Raw genomic sequence first — 13,266 nt, 5'->3', positions numbered from 1 at the left:
AGAGATGTCGCCTCCAGCCACGGGGGCCTCGGGGGGATCACGTATGCCGCACCACCGCACACCGGGCCGCTGCCGGCGCCGGGTCGCCGTCGCCACGCTCGGCGCGGCCCTCACGCTGGGCGGCCTCGCCCAGGCAGCACCCGCCTCGCCCACGCCGGCCGCGCCGACACCAGCGCCGACACCCGCGCCGACCTTCACGGTCACCCGCACCCCGTGCGCCGGCACCCGCATCCCGCCGCCTCCCGCACCGCAGACCCGACGTGGCCGCGCGGGCGCCACGGCCGGCCCGACGCCGACGCCCACGGCCACCCCGAGCCCGAGCTACTACCCCGCGCCGGCCGTCCGTGCGGGCGACCACCCCGTCGGCGGCGACCAGCTCGGGACGAGCGGCATCGTCACGGCGGTGCCCGCCGGCACACCGCAGCCCCCCGAGCTCGACGCGACGTCATACGTGCTGGCAGACCAGCAGACCGGGGTGATCCTGGCGGCCAAGGCCCCCCACGCCCACCTCTACCCCGCCAGCACGCTCAAGACCTTGACTGCGCTCACCGTCATGACGCAGCTGGATCCCCGCCGGGTCGTCACGGCCACCGCGTCCGACCAGGCCGCCGAGGGCACCCGCGTGGGCATGGTGGCCGACAACCCCTACCCCGTGCACCAGCTCTACGGCGCGCTGCTGATGCAGTCCGCCAACGACGCCGCCTATGCCCTCGCGCGGTCGGCGCCGGGTGGCGTGGCGGGCACCCTGCAGCGCATGAACGCCACCGCCGCCGCGCTCGGCGCCCGCGACACCGTGGCCGTCGACCCGTCGGGGCTGGACGCGCAGGGGCAGCGCAGCAGCGCCTACGACCTGGCGGTGATCGGCCGGGCAGCCATGCAGCGCCAGGACTTCCGGGCCTACGTGGTAACCCGAGAGATGCCCTTCCCCGGGGCGCGGCAGGCGGACGGGACCGTGGTCAAGCCGTATGCCGTCCCCAACCTCAACCACTTCGTCCTCCACTACCCGGGCGCGACGGGCGTCAAGACGGGCTACACGACGGGCGCCCACCGCACCTTCGTCGGCTCCGCCACGCGGGGCGGGCGCGCCTACGTCCTCAGCTTCATGTGCTCCGACACGGTCGACTGGCACCACGTGGGGGCGGTGATGGACTGGGCCTTCGCGCACGGCGGCACGGTCGGGGGCGTGGGCACCCTGGACCCGAGGGCCACCACGCGTCCGGCGACCGGCGGTGCCCCCGGCAGCTCTCCCACGGCACCCCCCACGGCCTCCCCGGCCGTCACGCCGGGGCCTGCCTCGAGCACGCCGGCCACCGCCGGGAGCACCGGCGCGGCCGACGCGTCGCACCCGGCGTCGACTCCGGCCGGGCTGCGCGAGATCGGCGAGAAGTGGTGGGGGGCGGGCGTGCTCGCGCTCCTGCTGGCGGCGGCCGGAGCCCTGCTCACGCGGCGCATCGGCCGCCGCTGAGCCGCAGCGCCCGTCCCGGCCTCAGCCCCTCAGCTCTCGCAGCCGACAAAGGCCTCGCTGGCGTCCCCGAGCGGGTAGCGGCGGATGGGACGCCATACGCCGTCCTCGCCCTGGACGTAGAGCGAGAAGGCATCGACGGCGAACTGCGCGTGGTAGTCGGCGAGCTCGGCGTGCGCCCGCTCGAGGGCGTCGTCCGGCAGGCCGTGAGCCACCGTCACGTGCGGGTGGTAGGTGAAGCTCAGCTCGCGCGCCAGGACCCCGTCGCGCACCCTCGCCTCGAGCTGCTCGCAGGAGGGGATGCCCCGTGCCACCTGGATGAAGACCACCGGGGAGACGGGGTGGAAGGTGCCCGTGCCGCGCAGCTCGAGCAGGAACGGCGGGACGGACCCCGCGGCGCGCAGCAGGTGCTCGTGGATGTCGTCCATCGCCGCGTCGTCCACCTCGGTCGGCGGCAGCACCGTCACGTGCGTGGGGATGCCGCGCGCCTGCTCGTCGCCGTAGGACAACCGCGCGCGCTGGAGCTCACACCCCCAGGGGTCGGGGATGGCGATCGAGACTCCGATGACCGGCACGGCTGCTCCTGCCCGCGGTCAGCCGCGCCGAGCCGGTCGCAGCAGGCCGACGGCGTCATAGACCCGACCCAGCGTGGCCGAGGCGACCTCGCGGGCGCGCTCGGCGCCGGCGGCGAGGATGCGGTCGAGCTCGGCCGGGTCGTCGAGCAGCTCCGTCGCCCGGTCGCGGAACGGCGTGACCCACTCGACGAGCACCTCGGCGGTGTCCTTCTTGAGGTCGCCGTACATCCGACCCGCGAAGTGCGCCTCGAGCTCACCGATCGGCCGGCCCGACAGGACGGAGTTGATGGTGAGCAGGTTGGACACGCCCGCCTTGTGCTCGGGGTCGTAGCGGACGACGGCCTGCGGATCGGCGTCGGTGACGGCCGAGCGGATCTTCTTGGCGCTCCTGGCCGGCTCGTCGAGCAGGTTGATCAGTCCCTTGTCGCTCGCCGCCGACTTGCTCATCTTGGCGGTCGGGTCCTGCAGGTCCTGGATCTTGGCGCCCTCCTTGACGATGTGCGGCTCGGGCACGACCAGGGTGTCGCCGAAGCGCTGGTTGAACCGGATCGCGAGGTCGCGCGTGATCTCCAGGTGCTGGCGCTGGTCCTCCCCGACGGGCACCTTGGCCGCGTCGTAGAGCAGGATGTCGGCGGCCATGAGGATCGGGTAGGTGAACAGACCGACGTTGGCGGTGTGCCCCTTGGCGGTCTTGTCCTTGAACTGCGTCATCCGGCTGGCCTCGCCGAACCCGGTCTGGCAGGACAGGATCCACGCCAGCTCGGTGTGCTCGGACACGTGGCTCTGGACGAACAACGTCGATCGCTGCGGGTCCACGCCGGCCGCGAGGTACTGCGCGGCGGTCACGCGAGTGCGCCGGCGGATCAGCTCGGGGTCGGTCGCCACGGTCAGCGAGTGCAGGTCCGCGATGAAGTAGAACGCGTCGAACTCGTCCTGCAGCGCCACCCAGTTGACCAACGCCCCGAGGTAGTTGCCGAGGTGCAGCGAGTCGGACGTCGGCTGCATGCCGGACAGGGTGCGTGGGCGCGCGGTGGGCTCGGAGGACATGGCTCTCATTGTGGCAGGTGGCAGGGTGTGGTCCGGGCGGCGGTGGGTCGTGCGGACGGCTCCGGGGCGCGGTGGCCCGGGAGCCCAGGCCGTATGCCGGGACCGCCCGGTCCCCGGCATACGGCCTCGGTCTCAGCCCTGCAGCACGGCGCCGTCCTCGACGCGGCGGGGCTCGCCCTCGTCGGGGAGTGTGACAGCACCCTTGACCACGACGTCGTCGCCGAAGGACCAGTCGCCCTCGACCGTGAGCGACGTGGCGTCACGCAGCGAGGGGACGTCGCCGGGGACGCGCTGCTCGAAGTCACCGATCCGCTTGAAGTGCTTGCTGTCCAACGAGATCACCGGGGCCTTGTCCACCTGCATCACGAGGGTGCCGTCCTCGCGCAGGTCGTAGACGTCGGAGCGCAGCAGCATCAGCTCGTTGGTGGTCTTGACGGGCAGGAAGCGGCTGCGGGGCACCTCGATCGCCTGGGCTCCCTCGAAGACCTCGACCGCGGCGCCCATGGCCGACTCGATCTGGTAGACCTCGGGGCTGTCGGCATTCTTGGGGTCGACCGTCTTGACGTTGCGGATCAGCGGCAGGCCGAGGACGCCGTCGCGGGCGACGAGCTCGTCGTGCAGGCGCTGCAGGTCCAGCCACAGGTTGTTGGTGTGAAAGAACGGGTGGCGGTGCTCGTCGGTGAAGTGGTCCATCTCGTCGTCCGCGGTCTGCGCGGTGTCGCGCAGGATCAGCTGGCCGTCCTCCTTGCGCACCGCCAGGTGACCGCCCTTGCGGTCCATGGCCGTTCGCTGGCAGACCTCGGCGGCGTAGGGCGCACCGGAGCTCGCGAACCAGCCAGCGAGGCGGGCGTCCGGGGACGCGCCGAGGTTGTCGCCGTTGCTGACGGTGGCGTAGCGGAAACCCCTGTCCAGCAGGGCCTTCAGGATGCCGGAGGACAGCAGGGAGGGGTAGAGGTCGCCGTGGCCCGGCGGGCACCACTCCAGCTGCGGGTCGTCCGGCCACGCGACGGGGGTGAGGTCGTCGGTGCGCAGCTTGGGCTCCTGGCTCTGCAGGAAGTCCAGCGGCAGGTCATCGACCGCCAGCTCCGGGTGGCCCTCCAGCGCGGCCAAGGTGTCGGCCTGCGTGTTGAACGAGTCCATGAGCAGCAGCGGCAGCCGGACGCCGTAGCGCTCGCGCGCCGCCAGCACCTGCTGCACCACGATGTCCAGGAAGGACTTGCCGTCCCGCACGGGCAGCAGCGTCTTGGCCTTGCTCATCCCCATGGAGGTGCCCAGCCCACCGTTGAGCTTGATCACGACGGTGCGGCCGAGCGCCTCGCGCGCGGTCTCCTCGTCGATGTCGGCGGCCTCCAGCGACGGCGGGTCGGTCAGCGGCCGGATCGAGTCCTCGAGGATGACGCCGGTGGCCCCGCCCTCCAGCTCCTCGTAGTAGTGGCTGAAGACCTGGATCGCCGTGGGGTGGACCCCGGCGTCGGTCATGACCTGCTGCGCGCGTGCGAGTCCGTCGTGGCTCATGGCACCACTTTCGTGTCCAGGGGGCGTGGGGGGCAACTCGGAGCCTTCGGAACCTCAGCCCTTGGTGGCCCCGAGCGTGAGACCGGAGACGAAATGCTTCTGCAGGGCGAAGTAGATCGCGAGGGTGGGCACGGCCACGATGAGCGATCCGGCCGCGACGAGGTTGTTGTCGGTGAAGAACTGTCCGCGCAGGTTGTTCAGCGAGCTGGTGACGGGGTACTTGTCACCGCTCTGCATCAGCACCGTCGCCCAGAAGAACTCGTTGTAGATCCAGGTCACCTCGAGGGTGGCCAGCGCGGCGAGCGGGGGCCGGCACAGCGGCAGCGTCAGCTGCCAGAACTGCCGCCAGACGCTGGCGCCGTCGACCATCGCCGACTCGTAGAGCTCCTTGGGGAGGGTCTTCATGTAGTTGCTGAGCACGAACGCGCAGAAGCCCGTCTGGAAGGCGACGTTGACGATGATCAGTCCCCAGTAGCTGTCGAGCAGGGTGCCGGAGTCGCTGAACCAGAAGGGCACCTCGACCCGCTGGAACAGCCGGAAGACCGGGATCAGCAGCGCCTGCGGGGGCAGGAGGTTGGCCGCGGTGAACACCGCGAGCAGCACGAGGTTCCACCGCGAGCTGAACCTGGCGACCACGAAGGCGATGGCGCACGCCAGCGCCAGCGTCAGCAGGACCGCGGGCACCGTGATGATGACCGAGTTGAGGAACTTCTGCGTGAAGCCGGCCTGCTCCCAGGCGTTGCGGTAGTTCTCGAGGGTGAAGCCCCCGAAGGACAGGTAGCCGTGCTGCGCGGTGTAGTCGTAGGAGCGCAGGCTCGCGAGGACGGCGTATGCGAGCGGGAACAGCCACAGGAGGGCCATGACCAGCAGGAAGGCGTGCGTCGCCCACCGGCCGGCCGTCATCGGGCGCCGTCCGCCGGACCGGAGCTCTCGGACCGTGGTGCTCACGTCTCCTCCTTCATGACGATGCGTAGGTAGACGGCGATGAACAGCGAGGAGATGACGAGCATGATCGTCGCGAGGGCCGAGCCGAAGCCGATGCGTTGGGCCTCGCCGACGATGTTGCGGGTCACCTCGGTGGAGATCAGCTCCAGGCCGTTGCGCCCCTTGTTGATCACCCAGACGAGGTCGAAGGCGCGCAGGGACTCCATCACCGTGACGACCAGGACGATGATGTTGATGGGGGCGAGCACGGGGAAGACGACCTTGAAGAAGGTCTGGCGCTCCCCGGCGCCGTCGACCTTCGCGGCCTCGCGCAGCGACGGGTCGACGCCCTTGAGACCGGCCAGGTAGAGCAGCATGATGTAGCCCGTGTGGCGCCAGGTGGTGGCGATGAGGGCCGCCCACAGGTTGTAGCTCGAGTCGCCGTACCAGTCGATCGTCCACCCCGTGACGGCGTTGATGAACCCCTGGTCGCGAGAGAACATCAGCTGCCAGATGAAGCCGACGAGGGCCATGGACAGGACGACGGGCAGGTAGAAGGACGACTGGTAGAACTTCGTCCCCCGGGACTCGCGGTCGATCAGCACGGCGATGAACATCCCGAGCGGCGTCGCCACGAAGAACAGGACCGCCAGCCAGATCAGGTTGTGCTGGATGGCCGGCCAGAACGCCGGATAGGTGTTGACGGCCTCGTCGTAGAACTGCCCGCCGACCGGGGCGGCCTCCGAGAACGGCGAGAGGCCGTCCCAGTCGAAGAAGGACAGCACCACGGTCGCGATGGCGGGCAGCCAGACCAGGCCCACCACCACGACGGTGGGGATGAGCACCATCAGGGCGATGGTGGTGCGGTCCCGACCTGACAGCCGGGTCCCTGCCCGTGAGGCCCGCCGCTTCGAGAGTGACGAGGTGCTCATGACGTGAAGATGATCTTCTTCTGCTTCTCGATCTGGCTCACGATCGAGTCGACGTCGCCGGGGTTCTTGATGAAGGACTGCAGCGCCGGGGTCACGACGGTCGAGGCGAAGTCGGGCCGCGAGTCACGGTCCAGGAACTGCGCGATGGACTTGGCCTGCTTGACGAAGTCCAGCGAGGCCTTCTGCAGGGGGGTGTACTTGGCCGTCGTGGCCTGGTCCGAGCACGCGACGACGGAGGGGTCAGCCTGGACCAGGGTGTCCTGGGCAGGCCCGGTCGCAAGGTAGCCGAGCAGCTTCTTGGCGGCCTCCTGGTTGCGGGGGCGCTTGGACATCATGTAGCCGTCGATGGGGGCGTCGATGGCGTCGGCCCCGATCGTCGGGTCGATCTCGGGGAAGTTGAAGAACATCAGGTCCGCCTGCTCAGCGCCCTTGGCGAACTGCTGCGCGAGGAAGGTGCCCATGTAGTACATGCCGGACTGGCCCTTCTGCAACGACTGGGCCCCCTCCTGCCAGGTGCGTCCGAGCGCGTCCGGCTGGTGCAGCGGGAGCAGCTGGCGCCACACATCGAAGACCTTCTTGACCTTGGCGCCGGACCAGTCCTCCTTGCCCGCCATCAGGTTGACGTGGAAGTCGTAGCCGTTGACGCGCAGGTTGAGGATGTCGAAGGTGCCCATGGCCGGCCACCCGTCCTTGTCGGCGAACGCGATGGGCGCGAGCCCGTCCTTCTTCATGCGCCCGGCCAGCGCGACGAGCTCGTCGAGCGTCTTGGGCACCGTGTAGCCGTGCTTGTCGAACACGCTCTTGCGGTAGTGGACAGCCCACGGGTAGTAGGTCGTGGGGACGAGGTACTGCTTGCCGTCCGTGCCGGTCGAGGCCTTCTTGACCGCGTCGCTGTAGGCCGCGCCGGAGCCCCAGACGTCGGAGACGTCCCCGATCAGCCCCTTCTCGGCGAAGAAGCGCATGCGGTAGCCCGCGAACCAGGTGAACACGTCGTCCGGCGAGCCCTGCAGGTAGGTGTTGATGTTCTCCTGGAAGGAGTTGTGGTCGATGGTGTTGATCGCGACGTCGATGCCCTTGTTGGCGGCCTCGAAGCCCTTGACGATCGCCTCCACGGCCGCCTTGGGCACCGCGTCGGACTGGTTCGACCCGAGCTTCAGGGTGCCGCCGGCCGACCCTGACGAGGATCCGCCGCCACCTCCGCAGGCGGCCAGCAGCGACGGGAGGGTGGCTGCCGCCCCCAGACCGGCCACGCCCTTGAGGATGCTCCGACGGCTCAGCTGCTGCGCTCGGACGGAGGAGGGGACCAGGGAGGCGAGGTACTCGCCCTCTGAGGACGGACGCGGCATGGCGGCTCCTTCGACGATGAAGTAGCGGGAGGGCGATGTGCGGCACTGTCACGCGAGAGCCGACACTCACACATTTCCGCTCAGGTGGCGCTCATCGTTCACCTGCTCGCCAGGCCCTGTCAAGACCTGTGTGCACCTCTGTTGACAACTCGCACAAAGTCTCACACGATGGACAACATGCGACAGTGGCCTGACGACGGGGTGGCCTACGGCGGGGACTACAACCCCGAGCAGTGGCCCCGCAGCACCTGGGACGAGGACCTCGAGCTCATGCAGCAGGCGGGGGTGACCTTCGTGACGCTCGGGGTGTTCGCCTGGTCCTGGCTCGAGCCCAAGGCGGGCGTCTACGAGTTCGAGTGGCTGGACACGATCATGGACAAGCTGGCGGCCGCCGACATCGCGGTCGACCTCGCGACCGCGACCGCGGCCCCGCCCGTCTGGCTGAGCCAGGAGCACCCCGACACGCTGCCGGTGGACCGTGCGGGGCACGTGCTCGGCCAGGGCTCGCGGCAGGCCTGGTGCCCCAGCTCGACGACCTTCCGCGACCACGCCGTCGCGCTCACGGCCCAGATGGCGCGCCGTTACCACGCCCACCCGGCCCTCGCCATGTGGCACGTGTCCAACGAGTACGGGTGCCACAACACCCCGTGCTACTGCGACCGCTGCGCGGCGGCCTTCCGCACGTGGCTGCAGGCCCGCCACGGCACGCTCGAGGCGCTCAACGACTCCTGGGGGACGGCCTTCTGGAGCCAGCGCTACACCGACTGGGAGCACATCCTCCCGCCGCGCGCCACCCCCACGATCAACAACCCCACGCAGGTGCTGGACTACCTTCGCTTCCAGTCCGACCAGCTGCTCGCCCAGCACGACGCCGAGCGGGCGGTCCTGCGAGAGCTCTCCCCCGGCGTCCCGGTCACCACCAACTTCATGACGATGACCGGGTTCCGGCACCTCGACTACCACGCCTGGGCCTCGCACGTGGACGTCGTCAGCACCGACCACTACCGGGTGGACCTGCTTGCGGACCCCACCGCCGAGCTGTCGCTGTCGGCGGCGATCACCCGTGGCGTTGCCGCAGGTCGGCCCTGGATGCTCATGGAGCACTCCACCAGCGCGGTCAACTGGCAGCCCGTCAACCCGGCCAAGCCCGCCGGTCAGCTGCTGCGCGACAGCCTGGCCCACGTCGCCCACGGCGCGGACACCGTCGGCTACTTCCAGTGGCGGGCCTCGAGGGCCGGCGCCGAGAAGTACCACTCGGCGATGCTGCCCCACGCCGGCCCCGACACCCGCCGGTTCGCCGAGGTCCGTCGGCTCGGAGAGGTCCTCGGTCGTATGCCGGACCTCCTCGGCAGCCGCGTGGAGGCACGTGTCGCCGTGCTGTGGGACTACGAGGCGCAGTGGGCCGCCGGTGGGCCCGCCCTGCCGTCGGAGGCCCTCGACTACCCGGACGCGGCGCTCGCGGTGCACCGCGCGCTGCGCGACCTGCACGTCACGGCGGACGTCGTGCACCCGGGGTCGGACCTCATGGGTTATGACGTGCTCGTGGTGCCCACCCTCTATCTCGTGCGCGACGAGCACGCCTCCGCCGTCGCCGACGCCGCCGCGCGCGGGGCGCACGTCGTGGTCACCTACTTCTCCGGCATCGTCGACGAGCACGACCACGTCCGCCTCGGCGGCTACCCCGGGGCGTTCCGTGACCTGCTGGGCGTGCGCTGCCAGGAGTTCTACCCCCTGCGCGTCGGCGAGCAGGTCCGGCTCGACGACGGCACCACCGGCACGGTCTGGTCCGAGGACCTCGACGCCGTCGACGGCGAGGTGCTGGCGCGCTACGCGGACGGGCCGCTCGAGGGCGGCCCCGCCGTGACCCGCCGCCGCGTCCCGGGGGGCGGCTCGGCGACATACGTCAGCACCCTGCTCGACGACGCGGGCTGGCGCCGCCTGCTCGACGGGCTGCGCGAGGAGGCGGGCATCGACCGGGTGGCCGAGGCGTCACCGGGCGTGGAGCTCGTGCGCCGGACCGGCGACCGCGGGTCGTGGCTCTTCGCGATCAACCACGGCGGCACCCCCGCCGAGGTGACGGCGACGGGGCACGACGTCGTGGCGGAGGCCCCGGTCGACGGGCGCGTCGAGCTGGCGGCCGGCCAGGTCGCCGTCATCCGCGAGACCCGCGCCCCGAGGGGCTGAGCGCCGTGCTCCCCCATCAGCGCAGGGACACCCTCCTCAAGGAGGTGCAGGCGTCGGGCGCCGTCCGGGTCGTCGACGTCGCGGACGCGCTCGGGGTCTCGGAGATGACCATCCGCCGCGACCTCGAGGAGCTGGACCGGCTCGGCCTCGTGCGACGCGTGCACGGCGGAGCCACCTCGCTCGGCCCCGGAGCCAGCGACGAGCCGGGCTTCGCCGCCAAGGCGACCCGCGAGCTCGCGGCCAAGCAGGCCATCGCCCAGGCCGCCCGCGAGCTCGTGCGGCCCGGCATGACCATCGCCATCTCGGCGGGGACCACGACCTATGCCTTCGCCGCGACGGTGACGGACGTCGAGGACCTCACGGTGGTGACCAACAGCACGGACACCGCCGATCTGCTCTTCGACGCGCTGCCCCGCTCCAGCCAGGTCGTCGTCACCGGCGGCGTGCGCACCCGCTCGCACGCCCTCGTCGGACCGGTCGCGATCTCGGCGCTGCGGAGCCTGCACGTGGACCTGGTCTTCCACGGCTTCCACGGCTTCGACCTGAAGGCCGGGTTCACCTGCCCCAACCTCGCCGAGGTCGCCACGGCCCAGGCGATGATCGACTGCGGGCGCAGCCTCGTCGTGCTCGTCGACCACACCAAGGCGGGGGTCGTGGCGCTGGCCGGCGTGGTCCCCCTCAGCCGCGCCGACGTCGTGGTCACCGACTCGCTGCTCGCCGATCAGGACCGGGCCGCCCTGTCCGAGCACGTCCCCGACGTGGTCGTGGCGCCGGTCGGACCGCGCTGACCGCGACGATCACGACGGGACTCGTGATCCCGCCGCCCACCCCCGAGATGAGCATCGCCCAGTGAGGAGAGCACCGTGAGCAGCGTCCGCGACCGCGCCGAGGAGACCTTCCGCGAGACCTTCGGGGCCGAGCCCGAGGGGGTGTGGGCCGCGCCCGGGCGGGTCAACCTCATCGGCGAGCACACCGACTACAACGACGGGCTGTGCCTGCCCATCGCGCTCCCCCACCGGGCGTGTGCCGCAGCCCGACGGCGTGGTGACGACCGGCTCGTGCTGGTGTCCGCCGACATACCGGACGGCCGGGTGGAGGTCGAGCTCGCCGACATCGCCCCCGGCACACCGGGAGGATGGGCGTCCTATGCCGCCGGGGTGCTGTGGGCGCTGCGCGAGGCGGGGCACGAGGTGCACGGCCTGGACGTCGCCGTGGCCTCGGACGTGCCCATCGGCGCCGGCCTGTCCTCCTCGGCGGCGCTTGAGGGCTGCGTCGGCGCGGCCGCCTCCGACCTGCTCGGCCTCGGGCTGCTCGGCTCCGACGAGGGTCGGTCACGGCTCGCCGAGGTCTGCATGCGCGCCGAGAACGTCATCGCCGAGGCCCCCACCGGCGGGCTCGACCAGGCTGCTGCCCTGCGCTGCGCCGAGGGCCACGCGCTGCTGCTCGACTGCCGCGACGGGGCGACGCGCCTCGTGCCCTTCGACCTCGACGCGCACGACCTCGAGCTGCTCGTCGTCGACACGCGGGCCACGCATGCCCTCACCGACGGGCAGTACGGCGAGCGCCGCAGCGCCTGCGAGGCCGCCGCCCGCACCCTCGGGATCGCCTCGCTGCGCGAGATCGCGCCCTCGGAGCTGGAGCCGACGCTGGCGCGGCTCGACGACGAGGTGCAGCGCCGACGAGTCCGCCACGTGGTCACCGAGATCCAGCGCGTGCGCGACTGCGTGGCCGCGCTCGCGGCGGGCGACTTCAGCGAGGTGGGGCGGTTGTTCGACGAGTCGCACGCGTCGCTGCGCCACGACTACGAGGTCACCGGGGCCGAGCTCGACCTGGTCGCCGACACCGCCCGCGCCGAGGGTGCCCTGGGAGCGCGTATGACGGGCGGCGGCTTCGGCGGCTCCGCCATCGCGCTGGTGCGACGCGGGACCGGGGACCAGGTGGCCGCCGCCGTGGCCCGGGCGTTCGCGCAGGCGGGGCTGGGCGCCCCGCAGCACTTCGTGGCGACGGCGGCTGCTCCGGCCGAGCGCCTGGGGTGAGTCCCTGACGGCGGCCAGGGTGCTCGGAGAACGCCCAGGCCACGACGCCATTGGTCACCAGTGACGTTTTGGATCGTTCACAAGGGCGGCTCGGACGTGATTGGTGACCAATGGCGTCTGGTGGGCTGTCCGGAGCGAGGGGGGTGAGGCGGGGGTCAGCCGACGGCGCTGAGGCCCCAGCGGACGAGCCGGGTGCCCACTGCACCGGCGGGTGCGGCGAGCGCGGGGCGGGCGAGGCCCAGCTCGTCGCGGGCCCATCCCGGCAGCAGGTCGACAGCGCCTCGGGCCAGCAGCTGATAGCCGGGACGCGCCGGACGCGGCAGCGGCGGCTCGCGCAGCAGGAAGTCGGCGGCGTCCCGGGCAGCCGGGGTCACCCGCAGCTCGGGCCGGTAGCTGGCCAACGCCTCCTCGAGCTCGCGGACGGTCGCGGGCAGGCCCGCGGCACCGAGGCGGGCGGCGGGGATGGCGGTCTGGGCGACATACGTGTCGGCCTCGGCCGGGGTGAGGGGTCGCGACCCGTGGCGCTGGTGCCCGGTCATGAAGGACCAGACCTCGGCGACGTGCACCCAGCGCAGCAGGTGCGGATCGCTCGCGCGGTAGGGCCGGCCGAGGTCATCCTTGCCCCGGACCCGCTCGTGGACGCTGCGGACGGTGGCGATGGCCTGCTCCGCGTGCTCGATCGTGCAGAAGGTCGTGGTCGCGAGGTAGTGGCTGGTGCGCTGCAGCAGCCCCCAGGGGTCGCCGCGGTAGCCGCTGTGCCCCGCGACCCCGGCCATGGCGGAGGGGTGCAGGGACTGGAGCAGCAGGGCCGTGATCCCGGCGGCGAACATCGACGCGTCGCCGTGCACGCGCCAGATCGGGTCGTCCTCGGTGAACCACCGCTCGCCCGGCGTGCCCCAGATGCGGTCGTGGGCGGCCACGGCGTCGGCGCCGGCGACCTTCTCGCGGACCGCCTCCCCGATGCGGCGCTGCAGGACCGTCGTCACCCGCCCGTCAGACATCGGCTCCGTCCTGGCCGGGGGTGGTGTGCTCGCTCGGCACGGCGTCGGCGCCGCCGTCGGGAGCCGTCCTGCCGAGACCGGTCTCGGACACCTGGCCCCCGTCGTCGCCCGCCGTGTCGTCGGATCCGCCGATCGGCCGGTCGCGTCGATCCTCGTCGCGGAGGTCCTCGTCGTTGGTCGCGCGCTGACCGGTCGTGTCGCTCATGTCGGTGCCTCTCGACGGAGGAGCCGGTCTCGGCGGCGG

12 protein-coding genes are annotated in these 13,266 nt (G+C 71.7%); 4 read left to right on the top strand and 8 right to left on the bottom strand.

All coding sequences use genetic code 11. The features are described 5' to 3' along the window. Positions 1 to 43: 43 nt before the first annotated feature. Positions 44 to 1,465, top strand: coding sequence for a D-alanyl-D-alanine carboxypeptidase family protein (locus ACF3NS_RS08360; protein WP_392465480.1), 1,422 nt, complete (start codon positions 44 to 46; stop codon positions 1,463 to 1,465). Between the two features lie 29 nt (positions 1,466 to 1,494). Here ACF3NS_RS08360 and ACF3NS_RS08355 read toward each other — a convergent pair whose 3' ends face one another. From ACF3NS_RS08355 to ACF3NS_RS08330, 6 genes are all read right to left on the bottom strand, one after another. Then, the gene (locus tag ACF3NS_RS08355) at positions 1,495 to 2,037 is read right to left on the bottom strand and encodes a 2'-5' RNA ligase family protein (RefSeq protein ID WP_392465478.1); all 543 of its coding nucleotides are present in this window, start codon (positions 2,035 to 2,037) and stop codon (positions 1,495 to 1,497) included. An 18-nt stretch (positions 2,038 to 2,055) separates the two neighbouring features. Then, positions 2,056 to 3,084: a tryptophan--tRNA ligase gene (trpS, locus tag ACF3NS_RS08350; RefSeq protein WP_392465477.1), complete on the bottom strand. Its 1,029-nt coding sequence runs from the start codon at positions 3,082 to 3,084 to the stop codon at positions 2,056 to 2,058. Positions 3,085 to 3,216: 132 nt separating this feature from the next. After that, on the bottom strand, positions 3,217 to 4,599 hold the full coding sequence (locus ACF3NS_RS08345; protein WP_392465474.1) for a UTP--glucose-1-phosphate uridylyltransferase: 1,383 nt from the start codon (positions 4,597 to 4,599) through the stop codon (positions 3,217 to 3,219). A gap of 54 nt (positions 4,600 to 4,653) precedes the next feature. Continuing rightward, a complete protein-coding gene (locus ACF3NS_RS08340) occupies positions 4,654 to 5,547 on the bottom strand; it encodes a carbohydrate ABC transporter permease (RefSeq protein ID WP_311966511.1) in 894 nt (297 codons plus the stop codon). Further along, positions 5,544 to 6,455, bottom strand: a complete 912-nt coding sequence (locus tag ACF3NS_RS08335; protein ID WP_154593184.1) for a carbohydrate ABC transporter permease — start codon at positions 6,453 to 6,455, stop codon at positions 5,544 to 5,546. The genes ACF3NS_RS08340 and ACF3NS_RS08335 overlap by 4 nt, the downstream gene beginning before the upstream one ends. Next, positions 6,452 to 7,801, bottom strand: coding sequence for an extracellular solute-binding protein (locus ACF3NS_RS08330; RefSeq protein WP_392465471.1), 1,350 nt, complete (start codon positions 7,799 to 7,801; stop codon positions 6,452 to 6,454). Before ACF3NS_RS08330 ends, ACF3NS_RS08335 begins: the two co-directional genes overlap by 4 nt. Before the next feature lie 177 nt (positions 7,802 to 7,978). Between ACF3NS_RS08330 and ACF3NS_RS08325 the strand changes: the two genes are divergently transcribed. The 3 genes from ACF3NS_RS08325 to galK all read left to right on the top strand — a co-directional run bounded on the left by ACF3NS_RS08325 (position 7,979) and on the right by galK (position 12,021). After that, the gene (locus ACF3NS_RS08325; RefSeq protein ID WP_288799625.1) at positions 7,979 to 9,985 is read left to right on the top strand and encodes a beta-galactosidase; all 2,007 of its coding nucleotides are present in this window, start codon (positions 7,979 to 7,981) and stop codon (positions 9,983 to 9,985) included. 5 nt (positions 9,986 to 9,990) lie between these two features. After that, positions 9,991 to 10,773 carry a DeoR/GlpR family DNA-binding transcription regulator gene (locus ACF3NS_RS08320; protein WP_288799623.1) on the top strand — a complete coding sequence of 261 codons (783 nt, stop codon included), beginning with the start codon at positions 9,991 to 9,993 and terminating at the stop codon, positions 10,771 to 10,773. 75 nt (positions 10,774 to 10,848) lie between these two features. Beyond that, entirely contained in the window at positions 10,849 to 12,021 is a 1,173-nt protein-coding gene (galK, locus tag ACF3NS_RS08315; RefSeq protein WP_392465469.1) for a galactokinase, read from the top strand. Positions 12,022 to 12,176: 155 nt separating this feature from the next. Here the strand turns inward: galK and ACF3NS_RS08310 are convergent, their stop codons facing one another. Together ACF3NS_RS08310 and ACF3NS_RS08305 are read right to left on the bottom strand one after the other, a co-directional pair. Continuing rightward, positions 12,177 to 13,022 carry an oxygenase MpaB family protein gene (locus tag ACF3NS_RS08310; RefSeq protein ID WP_392465468.1) on the bottom strand — a complete coding sequence of 282 codons (846 nt, stop codon included), beginning with the start codon at positions 13,020 to 13,022 and terminating at the stop codon, positions 12,177 to 12,179. Then, the gene (locus tag ACF3NS_RS08305; RefSeq protein WP_154593188.1) at positions 13,015 to 13,227 is read right to left on the bottom strand and encodes a hypothetical protein; all 213 of its coding nucleotides are present in this window, start codon (positions 13,225 to 13,227) and stop codon (positions 13,015 to 13,017) included. The genes ACF3NS_RS08310 and ACF3NS_RS08305 overlap by 8 nt, the downstream gene beginning before the upstream one ends. Between the last annotated feature and the right edge of the window lie 39 nt (positions 13,228 to 13,266).

This window comes from Arsenicicoccus cauae, from assembly GCF_043162025.1.
Classification (GTDB): domain Bacteria; phylum Actinomycetota; class Actinomycetes; order Actinomycetales; family Dermatophilaceae; genus Arsenicicoccus; species Arsenicicoccus cauae.
Note: the sequence above shows the minus strand (reverse complement) of the source record. Positions and strands in the feature narration are given on the sequence as shown.

Excerpts from the sequence above, each read along its gene's own strand:
- ACF3NS_RS08305 (WP_154593188.1), bottom strand. The coding sequence starts at position 13,227 with ATGAGCGACACGACCGGTCAGCGCGCGACCAACGACGAGGACCTCCGC.
- ACF3NS_RS08325 (WP_288799625.1), top strand. The coding sequence starts at position 7,979 with ATGCGACAGTGGCCTGACGACGGGGTGGCCTACGGCGGGGACTACAAC.
- trpS (WP_392465477.1), bottom strand. The coding sequence starts at position 3,084 with ATGTCCTCCGAGCCCACCGCGCGCCCACGCACCCTGTCCGGCATGCAG.
- ACF3NS_RS08345 (WP_392465474.1), bottom strand. The coding sequence starts at position 4,599 with ATGAGCCACGACGGACTCGCACGCGCGCAGCAGGTCATGACCGACGCC.
- ACF3NS_RS08360 (WP_392465480.1), top strand. The coding sequence starts at position 44 with ATGCCGCACCACCGCACACCGGGCCGCTGCCGGCGCCGGGTCGCCGTC.
- ACF3NS_RS08310 (WP_392465468.1), bottom strand. The coding sequence starts at position 13,022 with ATGTCTGACGGGCGGGTGACGACGGTCCTGCAGCGCCGCATCGGGGAG.
- ACF3NS_RS08335 (WP_154593184.1), bottom strand. The coding sequence starts at position 6,455 with ATGAGCACCTCGTCACTCTCGAAGCGGCGGGCCTCACGGGCAGGGACC.
- ACF3NS_RS08330 (WP_392465471.1), bottom strand. The coding sequence starts at position 7,801 with ATGCCGCGTCCGTCCTCAGAGGGCGAGTACCTCGCCTCCCTGGTCCCC.